Source organism: Pseudomonas sp. JZ134 (genome assembly GCF_051027695.1).
In the GTDB taxonomy this organism is placed as follows: domain Bacteria; phylum Pseudomonadota; class Gammaproteobacteria; order Pseudomonadales; family Pseudomonadaceae; genus Chryseomonas; species Chryseomonas luteola.
The window spans coordinates 299,135-313,439 of record NZ_CP069251.1 but is presented as its reverse complement, the minus strand read 5'-3'; the positions used below and the strand labels follow the sequence as shown (position 1 = coordinate 313,439).

At 52.1% G+C, this 14,305-nt stretch carries 8 protein-coding genes and 1 pseudogene; 7 read left to right on the top strand and 2 right to left on the bottom strand.

The window, feature by feature from the left end; all coding sequences use genetic code 11:
* The first annotated feature begins 430 nt into the window (after positions 1–430).
* A complete protein-coding gene (locus JQR86_RS20880; protein ID WP_434155401.1) occupies positions 431–1,276 on the top strand; it encodes an MBL fold metallo-hydrolase in 846 nt (281 codons plus the stop codon).
* A 242-nt stretch (positions 1,277–1,518) separates the two neighbouring features.
* Here the strand turns inward: JQR86_RS20880 and JQR86_RS20875 are convergent.
* Positions 1,519–2,039, bottom strand: a pseudogene (locus JQR86_RS20875) (transposase); the annotation flags it as partial.
* Between the two features lie 598 nt (positions 2,040–2,637).
* On the opposite strand from JQR86_RS20875, the gene JQR86_RS20870 reads away from it, so the two are divergent.
* The 3 genes from JQR86_RS20870 to JQR86_RS20860 all read left to right on the top strand — a co-directional run bounded on the left by JQR86_RS20870 (position 2,638) and on the right by JQR86_RS20860 (position 7,532).
* Positions 2,638–3,783 carry an aldose epimerase family protein gene (locus JQR86_RS20870; RefSeq protein WP_434155400.1) on the top strand — a complete coding sequence of 382 codons (1,146 nt, stop codon included), beginning with the start codon at positions 2,638–2,640 and terminating at the stop codon, positions 3,781–3,783.
* Between the two features lie 56 nt (positions 3,784–3,839).
* Positions 3,840–6,242 (top strand): glucose/quinate/shikimate family membrane-bound PQQ-dependent dehydrogenase, encoded by a 2,403-nt coding sequence (locus JQR86_RS20865; protein ID WP_219652198.1) that lies wholly within the window; start codon positions 3,840–3,842, stop codon positions 6,240–6,242.
* 210 nt (positions 6,243–6,452) lie between these two features.
* The gene (locus tag JQR86_RS20860; protein WP_434155398.1) at positions 6,453–7,532 is read left to right on the top strand and encodes a nucleoside hydrolase; all 1,080 of its coding nucleotides are present in this window, start codon (positions 6,453–6,455) and stop codon (positions 7,530–7,532) included.
* A 185-nt stretch (positions 7,533–7,717) separates the two neighbouring features.
* On the opposite strand, the gene JQR86_RS20855 is transcribed toward JQR86_RS20860, so the two are convergent.
* Positions 7,718–10,993, bottom strand: a complete 3,276-nt coding sequence (locus JQR86_RS20855; RefSeq protein ID WP_434155396.1) for an EAL domain-containing protein — start codon at positions 10,991–10,993, stop codon at positions 7,718–7,720.
* Between the two features lie 175 nt (positions 10,994–11,168).
* Here JQR86_RS20855 and JQR86_RS20850 point away from each other — a divergent pair, with 175 nt between their 5' ends.
* From JQR86_RS20850 to JQR86_RS20840, 3 genes are all read left to right on the top strand, one after another.
* Positions 11,169–11,903, top strand: a complete 735-nt coding sequence (locus JQR86_RS20850) for an SDR family NAD(P)-dependent oxidoreductase (RefSeq protein WP_434155394.1) — start codon at positions 11,169–11,171, stop codon at positions 11,901–11,903.
* Positions 11,904–12,148: 245 nt separating this feature from the next.
* Positions 12,149–12,682: a gluconokinase gene (locus tag JQR86_RS20845; RefSeq protein WP_407363842.1), complete on the top strand. Its 534-nt coding sequence runs from the start codon at positions 12,149–12,151 to the stop codon at positions 12,680–12,682.
* A gap of 197 nt (positions 12,683–12,879) precedes the next feature.
* Complete coding sequence (locus JQR86_RS20840; RefSeq protein ID WP_434155392.1) at positions 12,880–14,253, top strand: GntP family permease; 1,374 nt, start codon at positions 12,880–12,882, stop codon at positions 14,251–14,253.
* The last annotated feature ends 52 nt before the right edge of the window (positions 14,254–14,305 follow it).

Here is a 14,305-nt window from a genome sequence, read left to right as displayed (position 1 = left end):
ACTGCTTTTTTAAAGCGGGACTTAAAAATAAAGAAAACAGACAGCAAACCCCCATTAATCTTAAGGTCTGCCTGAAAAGTCTTTTTACCGGCCTAACAGCTTCTTTTTAGCGTCTTGCTGTTACGAAAATCAATAAGTTAGAGCGGTACTCCAGATCGTTCATGATGGCAACTTAGTATTTTTCAGACGGACCCTAGTTAATTCATTCATTAACTGACTAACAAAAGTGCTAATGACCCGATTCCATCGAAAAACGTCCTGATTAGCATGGTCATGCCGACAATATACCATCTATGCTAGATGAGTAATTCTAAACGCCAGAGCTTTATTAATGGAGATTAAATTATTCATTATTTACTTATGTCTTTTATATGCTGTTAATGATAGGACCTATATAAATACCAATAACTCATTTGGAGCTTGAATTAAAATGAATAAATTTTTTTTAGCTGTTGCGCTGAGTGCAGCAGTAGTGACCTCCGCTTTTGCTAGCGATAATTATCAACAAATCCGCAATGCAACTGGGAGAATAGAAATTGCTGGCAAAACATTTCTTATCGATCCTATGCTTGCCAGAAAAGATGCGTTTCCCGGCTTCGAGAATACCCATAACAGCCAACTGCGTTTTCCACTGGTTGAACTGCCTATGAGCATTGAAGATACCTATAACGGCGTGGAAGGGGTAATCGTCACCCATACTCATCTGGACCACTGGGATCCTGAAGCACAAAAAAAGCTGCCAAAAGACATTCTCATCATTGCTCAGCATGAGGATGATGCAAAGCTAATCCGCAGTCAGGGCTTTAAAAACGTTAAAGTTCTGAATGGCTCCATGCAGTTTGGCGATGTTACGGTTGTTAAAACGCACGGCGCTCATGGTACAGACGAGATGTTTGCCTCATCAATCAGCGAGATACTCGGTGAAGCCATGGGCGTCGTTTTCCAGGCTAAAGGCCATAAAACAGTATATTTTGCAGGTGATACCCTGTGGAACTCAGACGTCAACAAGGCCATCGTGAAATTCAAACCCGATGTGTTAGTACTGAATACTGGTGATGCTCGGAACCTGAATTTTCCGGATTCGGGTATTATTATGGGAACGAAAGATGTTCGTCACGCATATGAAATGTTACCTCACGCAAAAATCATTACGGTACATATGGACGCTGTAAACCATACGACTGTCAGCCGCGCTGATATGCGTGCTTATATTAAAGAAAACAAGCTTGATGATCGTGTAGTTGTTCCTAATGACGGCGAACATGTGAAGTATTAATTATCAAGAAACCTGGACATCCCAAAAACCAGCCATATCAGGCTGGTTTTTTATGTCAGCATGAACAACTTCATCAGTCCAGAAAAAAGGCTTACAAAAAGATAAAGCTTGTATGTAATTGCTTGCCACTGAAGGAATTCACATCTGTTAATCTGTTCCACCTACGCTGAGCCAAGGTTGCCTAAATGTTTACAAAGCAAACTTCTGCTCATCGCTGATTCTGTTGAAAATTAGGTTCCGCAGCTGCTAAGCGCTGGACCACGCCAGTCTACTTCATCCCCTACCATCCCACGTTTCCGGCTGGCATCAGCCTTGATGCTGCTGGCGTGGACGGCGAAACCTTTACCCTCAAACAGGCCAGTCGCCATACAGCGCCGAAGTACCTCATTGTACAACCAGCGGAACAGATCGCTGTCAAGGAAACGGCCGTGCCGATTCTTGGAGACGGTCGAGTAATTAGGTACTTTATCTTCCAGACCCAACCGGCAGAACCACCGATAAGCCAGGTTCAGTTGCATCTCCTCGCACAATCGCCGCTCGGAACGGATGCCATAGCAGTAACCAAAGACCAGCATACGGATTATCAATTCCAGTCAATCGAGGGGCGTCCGCTGGGGCAATAGACATCCGCTAGGCAGGTACGCAGATCAAGGAGATCCAGGCACTGGTCAATGCTGCACAGAAGGTGTTGGGCCGGGACGTGATCTTCCAGGTTGAACGAGTAGAACAGGCGCTGCTGCCCTTCCGGTAACTGTCCCATCATGCTGCGTGCTTCTCCGGCGGCCAATGCAGAGATTTTGCCGCAGGCCAGACAAGGGAGCTACTTTTTCTACAGAATCCGCTCATAGCGGACATTGATCGTTTACAGCCGCTGCGCATCTACTAAGAGCTGCTAACAGAACCTCATAAATGAGCGTAGGCGGCAGGGCAAGGGTAAGAGATTTCAGTGAGTATCACGCTTGTGCTTGCCTATATCAGCCAACCAGAAATGGGTTTTGTTAGCGGCTCTAAATCACACAACGAAAACAAAATTTTGAATCGCTTAAAAGCATTTAAATTTTTCACAGAATTCAAGGATTACTATTCGTTCCGCTTGCTCACGACCCTTAAAACTTTCATTAGGTACAGCCTTGTCTGCATATCGCACGACTGCAGAAAACCTCGGGCAAATCGGCCATATCAGGCTACGTTCAGTTATTAACGCAGAGACGAATAGAAGTCCAAAGAGAAGTCCAAACCGCCTAATTTCCTGACACTTTGTACGTGAAAGATCTAATCCAGTATTTATCGCACTTTGGCAACGAACGAGTTGTAACATTTTGACTCTGACCTGTATTGCTCAATTAGGTGGACTTATAACAATGCGGGCTTCAGGTTTGTTCGTAGCTGCTTTAGGCATATTCGCCAGCCAATACAGCGCTGCTTCGACGTTGTCTCAGGAATCTTACGGCACCACGCGAGATGGCCATTCTGTAACGCGCTACACCATGACTAACGACAAAGGCATAAGCGTCTCTTTTTTAAGTTTTGGTGGTGTTATTACGGAGATCATTACGCCTGACCGACACGGCAAACGCGCCAACATTGTGCTGGGGTACGATGATCTGCATGGTTACGAAGTCGTGGATGCTCGTGAAGGCATCCACTTTGGCGCTCTGATTGGCCGCTACGCCAATCGCATCGCCAAAGGGCAGTTCACACTTGACGGAAAAAACTATCAGCTCGAACGAAATGATGGTCCTAATACGCTGCACAGCGGTAGCAAGGGCTATGACAAGCGCATCTGGCAGGTCACGCCATTGGTGACTGAAGGCCCTGTGGTCAAGGCTGCCCTGAAGCTAAACAGCCCAGAGGGCGATCAGGGGTTTCCAGGCAACCTCCAGCTAACCGTTACCTACAGCCTTTCTGACGACAACACATTTCGTATTGACTATCAGGCCCAGACGGATAAGAGCACGGTCATCAACCTGACCAACCACAGTTACTTCAATCTGGCCGGACCTGACAGTACTCATGGAGTCCTGGATCAGGTGGTGCAGATAAATGCCGATCATTATCTTCCCACCGATGCTCAGTCGATCCCTACCGGTACCCTGCAACCGGTGGAAAACAGTGTTTTTGACTTCCGAAGGCCTAAAGCCATTGGCAAAGACATTCGCGCCAACGACCCACAGCTCCTTTATGCCCATGGCTTTGACCACAACTGGGTATTGAACAAAGGCGCTGATCCAAAGGCGTTACAAGATGCGGCCAAGGTCGTTGATCATGGAACGGGTCGCACACTTGAGTGCCTGACTACAGAACCCGGCTTGCAGTTTTATACCAGTAACGCTCTCAAGGGGAACGTAACGGGCGCAGGCGGCAAGGTATATCGGCAGACTGAAGCGTTTGCCTTTGAAACCCAGCATTATCCAAACAGCCCGAACCAACCGGACTTTCCTAGTACGGTATTAAAACCTGGGGAGGTATTTAATAGCACGACCGTATTCCGTTTCGGTATTCAATAACGCCTTTGATAGTTCACTAAAGGATCCGCGCGTTTTTACAAAGAGAGAAACAGTTGATGAGCACTTTATCGACAAGGTCTGGATTGAGAACTTTCACTGCGGTTATCGCCGTTATATTCGCGGTAATTTTAGTGATTGGAGGGGCCTGGCTTGCAGTATTAGGCGGCTCGTATTATTACGTGATCAGCGGTATTGCTCTGCTGATCAGCGCTATTCTGCTCGCGCGTCGCTCTACCGCCGCGATCTGGCTTTATGCGGTACTGATGCTCGTGACGCTCGTATGGGGCCTCTGGGAAGCAGGCACCGATTTCTGGGCTCTCGTACCACGCCTGAATATTCTCGGGCTGTTGGGCATCTGGCTGTTGATTCCCGGAGTAACGCGTGGCATTGGCGCAGGTCTTAGAGCCAGCAAAACCTTTTTATCTGCAACGCTGGTGCTGTCCATTGCCGTACTGGTGTATTCGATCTTCAATGATCCGCAGGAGATCAATGGCAGCCTGGCGTCTACCCAGCCTGCCCAGGCTCAGCCGGTAGAGGGTATCAGCCCGGCGGACTGGCCTGCCTACGGCAGGACCCAAAGCGGTACGCGCTACTCGCCGCTGAATCAGATCAACGAAAACAACGTCAAAGACCTGCAGGTCGCTTGGACATTTCGTAGTGGCGAGTCCAGAACCGAAAACGATTCGGGGGAAACCACTAACGAACTGACCCCAATCAAGATTGGCGATAACATGTATATCTGCACCACGCACCAGATATTGGTAGCGCTGGACCCGGCTACAGGCAAGGAAAAATGGAGGTTCGATCCCAAGCTTAAATCGGAACCCTCCTACCAGCACCTGACCTGCCGTGGGGTATCCTATTACGATCAAGCCAACACCACGGAGTTTGCAGCCAGCCTCGCCGGTAAACCTCAGGCTCAGACCAGCTGCCCACGCAAGGTCTTCCTGCCCGTCAATGATGGCCGTCTCTTTGCCATCAACGCAGACAATGGCCAACCATGTAGCGAATTTGCCAACAATGGCGAGCTGGATCTTAAGGAGATGCATCCTTACACCTATCCAGGTGGTTTACAGCCCACCTCACCGCCGGTTGTAACGGGCACTACAGTAATCATTGGTGGCTCAGTTACTGACAACTTCTCTATCCATGAGCCATCAGGCGCTATCCGGGGTTATGACGTCAATACCGGCGCGTTGCAGTGGATATTCGATACGGGTGCAGAAGATCCCAATGCGATCCCGACTGACGGCAAGACCCTGGTTAACAACTCACCCAACGCCTGGGCACCCTTGGCCTATGATGCCGCTGCCGATGTAGTCTATGTACCGACAGGTAACGCCACGCCTGATATCTGGGGCGGCCACCGTACGCCGCTTATGGAGCGCTATGCCAGTGCTATCGTTGCGCTGAACGGCTCGACCGGTAAACTGGTCTGGTCTTATCAGACTACCCACCATGACCTCTGGGACATGGATGTACCTTCCCAGCCTACTCTTGCTGATGTAAAGACAGAATCTGGCGACACGGTTCCTGCTGTTTACGTACCGACTAAGGCGGGTAATCTGTTCGTACTGGATCGTCGTGACGGCAAGCCTATTGTGCCCATTACGGAGGTGCCGGTACCACAGGGTGCCGCAGAGGGCGATTGGGTAAGCCCGACGCAACCTCGCTCCGCCTTGAACCTGACCCCCATCCAGACACTGACTGACAAGAACATGTGGGGCGCCACCATGTTCGACCAGCTGATGTGCCGCGTGATCTTCAAGCGCCTAAGCTATAAGGGTCAATACACGCCACCGTCCGAACAGGGCACGATTGTTTTCCCCGGTAACCTTGGCGTCTTTGAATGGGGTGGAATTTCCGTCAATTCCGACCGCCAGATAGCGTTAATGAATCCTATGGCGCTGCCCTTTGTGTCAAAGCTGATTCCGCGCGGCCCGGGTAATCCCATGTGGCCAGAAGAAGGCGCCAAAGGGACCGGCACCGAAACGGGCATTCAGCCCCAATATGGTGTGCCGTTTGGTGTAGAGATCAATGCGTTCCTGTCACCGCTGGGTCTTCCGTGCAAACAGCCGGCCTGGGGCTATGTCGCCGGGGTCGATATGAAAACCCACGAAGTAGTTTGGCGTAAGCGAATCGGTACGATTCGGGACAGTCTGCAGGGGCTTCAACTGCCACCGTTGAAAATTGGTGTCCCTATGCTAGGAGGCCCGATCTCGACAGCAGGTAACCTAATGTTTATTGCCGGTACTCAGGACAACTATATCCGCGCCTATAACGTGACCAATGGCGACAAGGTATGGGAGGCACGTCTACCGGCTGGTGGCCAGGCCACACCCATGACCTACGAAGCCAACGGCAAGCAGTACGTTGTCATCATGGCGGGCGGGCACGGCTCCTTTGGCACCAAAATGGGTGATTATCTGATTGCATACGCCCTTCCCGATACGAAGTAAAATTCGTAATCAGAGCTGACCTCTACGCGAAGCCCGGAAACCTTATCCGGGCTTCGCTATTTCTGCATTATGCCTAGGAATTGGCCTGCCAAAATGAACGTCATTGTTGGCAGAGTTCATTGCCGCTGCGTTATGCTTGGCAATACAGCTTTCGGGCAGATGAGACCTGTCTCACTTGCTGCATCACTATAAAACAAGAGCCCCCAACCGATGCGAGCACTCTTCAAATACTGCGCCGCCGTCCTGGCCTTTGGCGTTCTGGCAGGCCCTATACAGGCTGCAGACAAGGTTATTTTCGATACCGACTTCAATGTACTCAATGATGACGGTCAGGCATTCATCATGCTGGCGCAACTGCATGCGCAAAAACGGATCGAGCTATTGGGCATGACGTTGGTGAGCGGCAATGCCTGGGTGGATCAAGAGCAGGTAGACGCCCTCAAGGCCGTCGAGCGTATGGGCGTGGAAAAGGAGGTCGGCGTTTATTCTGGCGCAGCTTACCCGCTTCTACATGACCTCTCGACGTACCCGCAAGAACAGGCACTGTTTGGCGCGGGCTGGCCTGGCGCTTTCAAGAGCCCACGACCGACCTCAGCCGATGCGCTCATCTCGCCTCCAGATGGCCGCGCCACCCATACGACGGTACGCCCTGAATCAGCGACCCAGTTCATTATCGATAGCATCAAGCAGCACCCTCACGAAGTCACAATTCTGGCTGTCGGCCCGCTGACTAACCTTGCCCTGGCCATCCGCAGCGCACCTGAGATCGTGCCGCTGATCAAGCGGATCGTGTACATGGGCGGCGCCATCGAGATTCCAGGCAATACCACGCCCGCAGCAGAATTCAATTGGTGGTTCGACCCGGAGGCTGCACGGATCGTTTTACGCTCGCCGATAGAGCATGTGATCTTCCCCAACGACGTCTGCGAAAAGGTCATCTTCAACGCAGGCGTCTACAAGCGCATCGTGGCCGCTGAAGGGGTTATCCCTGACCTGTACAAGACAGTCCTGGGCCCTGAGTTCGACAAGGACCCTGCCTACCAGAGTTTTACCTGGGACAGTCTGCCGGCGCTCTTCCTGGTGCACCCGGAACTGGTAACCGAATCGAAAGACCTTTGGGTTGACGTTGATACTCACTTTGGCCCGAACTACGGCAGGTCACTGGGCTACCACAAGAATCCCCCATTAGGCACCCAGAAAGCCAAGGTGGTGTTTGGTATCGATCAACAAGCCTTTTGGAGTGATTATGTAAAACTGGTTACGTTGCCTGCCCCAGTCAAACGACCATGAAGTGGTGCCTAGGGTTGCCAGCTGTATTGTTGCAACCCTGCCCTTGCCTCCACACAGGTCTGCGCTGCTGGCGCATCCTCCGCTGCCAGAAATTCTAAATAAAAACTTAGCGGATAGTGTTGAATCCCTTGCTGCTTTAACCAAGCCCCCGTGGTACTAGGGAAGTTGCGTATCTACAAATCATGCTAGTGAGTCATAAGCAGATCACCCTGCGCGGGGCGACCTAAATAAAACCCTTGTGCCTGATGGCAATTAAGCCGAGTCAATAATTCAAGCTGCTCCTGGGTTTCAACGCCTTCAGCCGTAACAGTGAGCGATAAGGCACGACCCAAACCAATGATGGCTTCGATAATTGCCTCGCCACTAGACGAGCCATCCAACGCGGCAATAAAGCTACGGTCGATCTTGATGCCGTCGAAGGGATAAGTATGGACGTAGCTTAATGAGGAGTAGCCGGTGCCAAAATCATCCATGGCTAGCCTAACGCCCAACTCCTTGAGTGATCGCATAATAGCCAAGGCGTCGTTGGTGTTATCAAGCATAACGCTTTCGGTAATCTCAAGCTCCAGGCGCTCAGGCGCAAGCCCGGTTTCCTCTAGAACCGCGTGTATGCGAGTTACCAAGTCACTGCGCTTGAATTCTATCGGTGAAAGATTGACCGAGACAAAGGCTGAGTCCTTCCACTGCGTAGCCTCTAAGCACGCCCTGCGTAATACCCAGTCACTCAACGGCACGATTAGGCCGGTTTCTTCCGCAATGGAAATAAAATGGTCAGGGCTTAAATAGCCGCGTAGAGGATGCTGCCACCGTACCAAGGCTTCGGCCCCTGTTAGATGACCACCTCGTATCTTATAACGGGGCTGAAACTCCAAGCGCAATTCGTCTCGGCGTAAGGCCAGTCTAAGATCCGTCTCGAGTTGCCGCCGAACCAGAAGACGACTACTCATCCGTGAGGTGTAAAACTGCCACGTGTTCCGGCCTGACGCTTTGGCTTCGTAAAGCGCTATATCGGCAAAACGCAAGAGATCGTCAGCCTGACAGCTATCCTCCGGCGCCGAAACGATCCCTATGCTGCATCCTACACTCACCTCATGCTTATTGATCAACACAGGCTTTCGCAGACTATTAAGGAGTCGCTCGCAGAGTTTTTCAATAAAAGCCCGGTTTGGCAGACCGCTGGCCACAATGACGAACTCATCGCCCCCAATACGGGAGACAAGATCATCCTCACGCATACATTGTTTCAGGCGGTGAGAAACCTCAACCAACATCTGATCACCAGCCGCGTGCCCAAGGGTATCGTTTATGGGTTTGAAACCATCCAGATCAAGGTACAGGAGCCAAAGCGGATTCTCCGCGGTAGGCTTGGCCTCCAACCTCGCCTTGAGAAAGCGATACATCATACGCCGGTTGGCCAGGCCCGTCAGAGCATCCTCCTGAGCATCTCTTAATCGCGCTTTTTCCTGGAGTTTGCGCGGCGTAATATCCTGTACAAAGGCGCTGAAGATCGTACGGCTGTCAATCTGGATCGCCGTGATGCGTGTCTCGACGGGAATCAGCATCCCATCCTTACGCAACGCCGAATGTTCGACAACCTTGCCCACATTGTTGCTTTCCCCTTTGGCGAGGAAGCCTTTCAAATCGTCACGATAAGCCTGACGCATCATCGGCGGAATAATCAAATCCTCTATAGACGCGCCTATTGCTTCTTCTCGACTCCAGAGAAAGATCTCTTCGGCTTTGCGATTCCAGGCGGTAACAGCCCCCCTTTCATCCGTACAGATGTACCCGTCACTGGTATTTTCCAGGATGGCACTCAGTTCGGCCTCACGCTTATGCAGCGTTTGAATGTGCTCTTGCGCCTCTTTGGTTAGCGAGTCTTTCCTGGCAAGGAGAACCTCCTTATCGACCAGCATTTTCTGCAGCTGCCCGTTCAGACCTTGGAGCATGTCTTTCATGCGCATATCAAGAAGCGCCCGGCCAAACTTTCGGGCTGAATCTATTTCAGCCTTTGACCAGGGCTTGGCTTGATAGCGAACCGTTTCTTTCCAGTCTTCAAATGACTTTCGCGGCGTCAACTGCCCAGGAGTAGAACCTGGCTCAACTGGCTTATGGGGATTACCTGCCCAATTAATGGTTTCAAGATATTCGGCCCTGAACCATAGCAATACAAACGGAGGACTGTGCGAGATTACAACCGCCAGTAAGCCGCTGGCCTGGGTGGCATACACCTTTGCAGGCTCATAATGATCTACAAGACTTTTGGTCGCAAAGGTAGTCGGCATGGATGGCTCCAGAAGCCACTCTATCAATGCTCGGGCCTGCTCCTCAGATGGCGTACTGCCCAGTAGGGTAAGCTTACCGTGAAGAAGCAGTGCTGCACCCTCTGCGTGAACAAGGTGCTGAACATCCTTCAAATAGCGCCGAATACTTTCTTCAACAGCAGACAACCCTGTCAGCCTATTGAGTAACTCTTCACGAGCAAAAGCCAATTGCTGCGCCTGATTGTTAATCGCTTTTTCTAAATGCGCCTTAATCGATTGGCCCAGCGTCTGCCCTAATAGTTTACAGGTCTCGCGCATATCATAAGAGACCCGTTTGGGAGAGGTATGATGGCAGGAGACAAGTCCCCATAGTTGCCCATCCACGACTATCGAGACGGACATAGAGGCTGTAACGTTCAGGTTTTTAAGATATTGAATATGAATGGGCGAAACGCTGCGCAAGCTGCATCCGCTCATGTCCAATGGCTGACCTGTAATGGGGTTCAATGCCGGAACGAGCGGAGCAGGTATATACCCAGCATCCGCTATTGTTCTGATGGGATTCCGAAGATAAAGCGCTCGCGCCTGCCTGGGAATGTCGGAGGCGGGATAGTGATGGTTGAGGAGCGCGTCAAGACTATCGATCTTGTCTTCAGACGCGACAAGCCCTGTCCCATCCTCTAGAAACCGATAAATCATTACCCGATCAAACCCAGTCAGTCGGCGAAACTCCTCACTGGCACTCTTAAGCAGAGCGTGCAGACTGGTTGTGGCATTCCAAATCGTAAGAACCCGATGGATCTCGCCGACCCTCTGCGCAGCAGTGACCCGATGGCCTGATGAAGGCTCCAGCTCTAGAAACAGCACACCATTGTAAATATGTGCTGTCAGATCTACGGGCATACCGAGGTTGCCTGCCGGCGACAACGAGCCTAAATACAAAGGTTCAGTCATATCAGGCTCGAGCGTCAGAAGAGATGTCGCGGCCTCGGCCCCAAAAACCGTATCGACTGGCTGCCCCAGCAAGTCAGTAGGGTTTCGTGTTAAAAACCGCACAGTATCACCGGCAACTTGTTGAATAGTCTGGGTATCAGGGTCGATAGCAAGCAATATGCCGTGTGGCTGAATCGATCCGGGAATATGAATCGGTTCCCTGTCACACTGCGCAAGATCAAGAGGCTGGGTCGTTTGATCCATAATTAAAAGGTACGCCTGAAGGTCAGTATGCGGGTAGAGCAACAACCGCTCCACGATAGGCTACGGCTTGGCTTGTTATAGGTCTGAGCCAATACACCGCCATTGGTTCGTTAGAGATACCCCGCTTTACTTGATTAAGAACAGGCACGCCCTGAAACCACGTAGAGAGCAAACCATGTTTATCGTAACGGGTGGCACCCAGGGCATTGGCGCGGCGGTAGTTGAAAAACTGGTTGCTGAAGGGCATCAGGTCGTTTTTACCGGCCGGGACGAAAATGCAGGGCAAGCCCTGCAGACACGGCTGAAGACAGCAGTTTTCGTGGCAGGCGATGTCTTAAGTGAGCAGGACTGCCAACAGGTCGTATCGCATGCAATGACATTGGGAGAGGGCCGACTGTCCGGCCTGGTCAACAGTGCCGGCATGTCCAGCCGTGGTGAGTTCGGCACGATGACTCAGGACACCTGGGATCATCTTTTCGCGGTAAACACGCGCTCGGTGTTTTTCTACATCAAGCATGCGCTTCCGGGTCTGCGGGCAGCACATGGCGCGGTCGTTACAGTGTCTTCCATTGCAGGCAAGACGGGTGAACAAGGACTTGCAGCATACTGTGCAACCAAGGCCGCCCTGCTGGGACTCACCCAGTCGCTGGCGTTGGAATATGGCTCAGAGGTGCGCTTTAACGCAGTGTGCCCTGGGCAGATCGCTACGCGCATGATGGACAAGGTTATTCAGGATGCCGCTCATCTTGCTGCGCTTACCTCACGGATACCCGCAGGCCGCCTGGGCTCGCCCCAAGAGGTAGCCGAAGCGGTCTACTGGTTGCTTTCGCCTGCATCAAGCTATATCAATGGCGCTACGCTCACCGTTGACGGTGCTGAGACCGCTGGCCTTATGAGCCCGAAAGGATAACGGAGAGCTGATCTTTTAACTGGCGTCAGCCTTTACCCCGTCACGTTTTGGCGGAACCTTGGTATCAAAAGCGCTTGCCAAGTCCGGGCGGTATGCTTAAGTTAGCGCTGTCTCGAAAATTAAAGCAGTCAATCGTCATTGTTTTCGAGATGCATCATCTGGCAAACAAGAGCTACAACATACGAAGCCGCTATCTGTTCAGATTTCTTAATTAAAGATAGCGCTATCTTCGGCTGGAGAATCCTATGAATACGTATATCCCTGCCCTGGTTGTGATGGGCGTGGCTGGTTGCGGTAAGAGCTGCATTGGTGAGGCCATTGCTCAACGCAGTGGTGGTGTCCTGATCGAAGGTGACCAGTTTCATCCTGCTGCAAACATCGCCAAGATGAGTGCTGGCATTCCGCTCACCGATGAAGACCGCGCCGACTGGCTGACTCGCCTGGGTCAGGAAATGGCTGATGCCGTAAACGCAGGTATCAAGCCCGTTCTCACCTGTTCCGCCCTCAAACAGAAGTACCGTGACAAGCTCCGTTCCGCCGTTCCAGGCTTGGGCTTTGTATTTCTGAATCTTACCCGTGAAGACGCAGCCGTGCGTGTTGCCAACCGGCCTGGGCATTTCATGCCTGCAAGCCTGGTGGATAGCCAGTTTGCAGCGCTGGAGCCGCCTCTTAAGGAAGACGCGACCCTCGTTGTGGACGCGACACTGCCCATCGAGGTGATCAGCCAGCAGGCGTCCGACTGGTGGAACGATACGTTTGCGGCTGTTAAAAGCGCCTGATCGGCCGGAATCCCGTTAACGCTTCATCTATAACAATAACATGTGAGGCGACATGTCCGGCATGTATGGCTTTGCTCCTTACCTCACCCTCACTGCATGTTGCAGCGAGGGTATTGACGTTCTGGTAGTCCTCAGGCGTCAGGCGCACACATGTATGGCTTTCGCTAACGACCAACAACAATAGAAAGTGGCCCACCATGACTGAACCTACTGCGCTCAGCGCCAGTATATTGCTCCTCATAGCAGCAGGCGCTGTAATTCTGTTGCTCCTCCTGATTATGCGATTCAAGGTCCATGCTTTTCTGGCGCTTGTGCTGGTAAGTATCCTGACGGCACTCGCGACGCAGATCCCTTTTGACAAGGTAGTCCCGACACTATTGACCGGCTTTGGTAATACCCTTGCCTCGGTGGCATTGCTGGTTGGCTTGGGCGCCATGATTGGACGTCTTCTGGAGATTACAGGCGGTGCCCAGGTTCTCTCCGACACCCTGATCAATCGCTTCGGTGAACACCGTGCGCCCTTCGCACTTGGCGTAGCATCGCTGCTTTTCGGCTTTCCCATCTTCTTTGATGCGGGGCTGATCGTGATGCTGCCGATCATCTTCAGTGTGGCCAAGCGTCTGGGCGGCTCTACGCTGAGCTATGCATTACCGGCGGCCGGTGCATTCGCCGCCATGCACGCGCTGGTTCCGCCGCACCCAGGCCCGGTTGCTGCCGCAGAACTTCTGGGTGCAAACATCGGTTTGCTGGTTATCGTTGGAGCCATCATCGCGCTGCCTACCTGGTATTTTGGCGCTTATCTGTTCGGCCTGTGGTCGGGCAAGAAATTTCATGTTGGTATTCCGGCAAGCTTTTTGACCGATGCTGACCGTGATACGACAGTTACCCCGCCCCGCTTCTCTACCGTACTTGCTATCCTGTTGTTGCCCTTGATCCTGATCTTTCTGGATACCGGCCTGAATACCTTGAGCGTTATGGGTACAGTCGATGGCAAAAGTACATGGGTCCAGTTCCTGCGGATGCTGGGCAAGACGCCAGTAGCCTTGCTGATCACCGTGCTCTTTGCATTGATCGTCTTTAGCGGTCGACACAGCCGCAAGCATATGGAAAAAGTATGTGACGGCGCACTCGGCCCTATCTGCTCCATCGTACTGGTGACGGGCGCGGGTGGCATGTTTGGTGGTGTGTTGCGTACAAGTGGCATTGGCGACGCACTGTCTCAAATGCTGGCAGATACCGGACTTCCGGTAATCGTTGCGGCCTTTGTGATTTCGGCGGCGCTACGGGTAGCCCAAGGTTCGGCAACCGTTGCCCTCACAACCGCAGCCGCACTCATGGCACCAACCGTAGCCGCAACCGGTGGACTGAGCCAGTTCGATCTGTGCTTTATCGTCGTAGCGATTGCCGGCGGCGCTACCGTACTCTCCCATGTAAACGACTCCGGCTTCTGGCTGGTAGGCCGCTTCCTTGATATGGACGAAAAAACCACGCTCAAGACCTGGACCGTGATGGAAACGCTCATTGGTACTATCGCTTTCGTGCTGGCCTGGATAGGCAGCCTGATACTCTGACAGAGCGTAAAACCGGACAGGTGAGCAACCACCTGTCCGGAAGACTGCCTCA

What these genes read in the sequence shown, in the direction of transcription:
- JQR86_RS20880 (WP_434155401.1), top strand. Translation starts at nt 431, where the DNA reads ATGAATAAATTTTTTTTAGCTGTTGCGCTGAGTGCAGCAGTAGTGACC.
- JQR86_RS20870 (WP_434155400.1), top strand. Translation starts at nt 2,638, where the DNA reads ATGCGGGCTTCAGGTTTGTTCGTAGCTGCTTTAGGCATATTCGCCAGC.
- JQR86_RS20860 (WP_434155398.1), top strand. Translation starts at nt 6,453, where the DNA reads ATGCGAGCACTCTTCAAATACTGCGCCGCCGTCCTGGCCTTTGGCGTT.
- JQR86_RS20865 (WP_219652198.1), top strand. Translation starts at nt 3,840, where the DNA reads ATGAGCACTTTATCGACAAGGTCTGGATTGAGAACTTTCACTGCGGTT.
- JQR86_RS20850 (WP_434155394.1), top strand. Translation starts at nt 11,169, where the DNA reads ATGTTTATCGTAACGGGTGGCACCCAGGGCATTGGCGCGGCGGTAGTT.
- JQR86_RS20845 (WP_407363842.1), top strand. Translation starts at nt 12,149, where the DNA reads ATGAATACGTATATCCCTGCCCTGGTTGTGATGGGCGTGGCTGGTTGC.
- JQR86_RS20840 (WP_434155392.1), top strand. Translation starts at nt 12,880, where the DNA reads ATGACTGAACCTACTGCGCTCAGCGCCAGTATATTGCTCCTCATAGCA.
- JQR86_RS20855 (WP_434155396.1), bottom strand. Translation starts at nt 10,993, where the DNA reads ATGGATCAAACGACCCAGCCTCTTGATCTTGCGCAGTGTGACAGGGAA.